Origin of the sequence: Streptomyces sp., from assembly GCF_036566765.1 — a bacterium.
Taxonomy (GTDB): domain Bacteria; phylum Actinomycetota; class Actinomycetes; order Streptomycetales; family Streptomycetaceae; genus Streptomyces.
Genome location: NZ_DATCVQ010000557.1, coordinates 1 through 2,452, shown reverse-complemented (window position 1 = coordinate 2,452; position 2,452 = coordinate 1). Strand labels below are relative to the sequence as shown.

At 69.1% G+C, this 2,452-nt stretch carries 4 protein-coding genes; 2 read left to right on the top strand and 2 right to left on the bottom strand.

The features are described 5' to 3' along the window. The coding region (locus VIU94_RS32230; RefSeq protein WP_331916879.1) for a helix-turn-helix domain-containing protein at positions 1 to 261 on the bottom strand (261 nt) is incomplete at its 3' end. Between the two features lie 121 nt (positions 262 to 382). On the opposite strand from VIU94_RS32230, the gene VIU94_RS32225 reads away from it, so the two are divergent. Both VIU94_RS32225 and VIU94_RS32220 read left to right on the top strand, forming a co-directional pair. After that, positions 383 to 781, top strand: a complete 399-nt coding sequence (locus VIU94_RS32225) for a helix-turn-helix domain-containing protein (protein ID WP_331916877.1) — start codon at positions 383 to 385, stop codon at positions 779 to 781. Positions 782 to 961: 180 nt separating this feature from the next. Beyond that, positions 962 to 1,234, top strand: a complete 273-nt coding sequence (locus VIU94_RS32220) for a hypothetical protein (RefSeq protein WP_331916875.1) — start codon at positions 962 to 964, stop codon at positions 1,232 to 1,234. Positions 1,235 to 1,293: 59 nt separating this feature from the next. On the opposite strand, the gene VIU94_RS32215 is transcribed toward VIU94_RS32220, so the two are convergent. Continuing rightward, positions 1,294 to 2,452: recombinase family protein (locus tag VIU94_RS32215; protein WP_331916873.1), on the bottom strand; the 1,159-nt coding region annotated here is incomplete at its 5' end.

Below are 2,452 nucleotides of genomic sequence, written 5' to 3'. Positions count from 1 at the left end.
GGCCCCGTCCGTTGCAGGTTCCGCAGGCGGGCACAGGGACTCCGGGTCGGTGAACAGGGATTCGGGGGTGGTGCCGAGGGCCTCGGCGATGCTGGCGCGGTAGTCGTCGCCGATTCCGGCCAGTCCGCGTTCGGCTCGGCTGAGGTGCCCGGGGTCGATGCCGGTCCGCATCGCCACGTCGAGAATGGAAAGCCCAAGCTCGTTGCGGGCTCTGCGGATCGCCTCCCCCCATCTCTGGGCGGTCAGCTTCGTGAACGTCATGCATTGAGCATGCGTCATGTGCAATGCATAGTCAAGCCGAAAGCGAGAGAATCTCATCTGTGCAGGTCAGGGAAGGTGTGTGTGACTAGCCATGCATTGCATGGCATGCAATGCTCAGGGCATGACGAGCAAACGCCAGCAACTAGAAGAGGCTGGGCGGTGGCTGAGAAGAGAGCGCGAACGACGCGGCCTCGGCACCGCTGGGGCGCTCGCCCGCCGCATGGGAGTGAGCGACTCGCTCATCTCCCGGATCGAGACCGGAGCCACGGCCGTCACCGACGAGCGGGCCGAACAGATCGCCGAGGCTCTCAGCCTTGACATCATCACCGTGCGCCGAACCTTCGGCCTCTGGGTCCCGGACGACCGCTCCCCGATGGACCGAGCAGAGGCGATCATGGACGAGAACGAACGTCTCGTCGCCGAGCTGCTCGCGCGCATCCGGCGCATGAACCGCCGAAAACAAGAGGCGCTCCTCGACGTCCTGGAGGAGGACGCGCCGGAAGGCGGCCAGGAGCGCTGATCCCCCGTGGTTTACCTGCTGTTTGGCCGGGTGCGGTCAAACTCCTGCACTGTCCAACGGTCCGTCCAATATTGCATGATGTGACGAATAGGAACCGTCCGTAGTGGTGTTTTTCGGTGACCTACCTACGCCGCGCAAGAAAGTCACCAAGAACACCGCGGCCCTCGATGGGGAGACGCCGTGAACCCGACCGTTCTCAGCGCAGCGATCAGCGCCGTCACCGCCGCCGGCATCACCATGCTCATCACTCGCCCGACGCACGACCTTGCCCGATCCGCTGGAATCGTCGGCATCCTCGCCGGCGGCATGGGCGCGGCCACCACCATCCATTACGCCCTGGTCGACCGACGCCTGTGCCGGGTCGAAGACCTCGGCGAGCGCATCGTCTGCGCTGAACAGAGCGTCCTCGCCATGCTCACCAGCGGTAGCGAAGAGTCCTCCACCCTGCCCTGACGTGCCGAGGCCCCGGCGCAATCCCCGCCCGCGCCGGGGCCTCGGCCTCAGAGGGCCTGCTAGTCCAGCGGCAGCCGCTCCATGTCCACCGCCGAGCTGTCGAACCCCGGACCGCGCCGCATCGTCGGCAGCACCGTCACCCGGAACGTCGCCGCCACCACCGACGACCGGACATCGACCGGCTGGTCGTCCCACGCCTCCCGCGAAATCCCCGCCATCCGCCGCAGCAGCCGCCGCCGATCCGACGTCTCCGCCCGGTCCCGCAGCTCCCGGATCTTCCGCTCGAAGCCCGCCAGCGACCGGGCCAGCACCCCCGCGTCCACGTCCGGGTGGTCCACCAGGTCCTCCAATTGCCGGACGGCGGCGGCCTTGCGGCGCTCCAGCTCGGCGATCTCCCCCGCCACGCTCGGGTCCGCGGCCTCCAGCTCCGCCATGAACTCCTCGTCGCCCAGCAGCGCCACCACCACGCCCGACACGTACGCGTCCAGGTGCGCGATGTTCCGGCCGACCGGCGTCGGACACCCCTTCACCCGGCAGTAATAGACCCGCAGGTTCGCCTGCCCGGACGGCTTGGTCGACAGCCGGTGGCCCGACGGGCACACCGCCCCTCCCGACAGCAGATGCTTGCGCTCCCGCCCCGGGTACGGATTCGCCTCCGCCTGCTGACGCAGCAGCAGCCTCACGTCCTCCCATGTCTCCATGGAGATGATCGGCTCCCACACCGCCCGGTACAACTGGTCGCCGCGCCGCACCAGCCCCGCGATCCGCGGCGCCGTCAGCACCCGGTCCAGCGACCGGCCCTCCCACTCGTTGCCGAGCGTCGTCGTCGACACGGTGTTCATCCAGCGCAGCACCCCCGCCTTGGACTGGCCGGCGAGCAACCGGTCCACCGCTTCGGCCAGGACCGCGCACTCGTCCTCGCGGCGGGTCTCGCCGTCCGCCTCGAACCCGAACGCGCGCCGGCCACCGGACCCCGCCTTCCCTGCGCGTGCCCGGTCGTCCAGGGCCCGCCGCACCCGCCTGCTGGTGTTGTCCGATTCGCGGCACGCCTGCGCGGCCTCGATCCGCAGGATAAATCGGTCGTCCGGGGAGTCCAGGCTGCGAGTGCCCGACACCGACGCGATCCGGATGCCGCGCGAGTCGGAGATGCTGAGGAGCCGCTCCAGGTCGTAGGGCTGCCGGATCAGCCGGTCGCCGTGGTACACGATGATGGCGTCT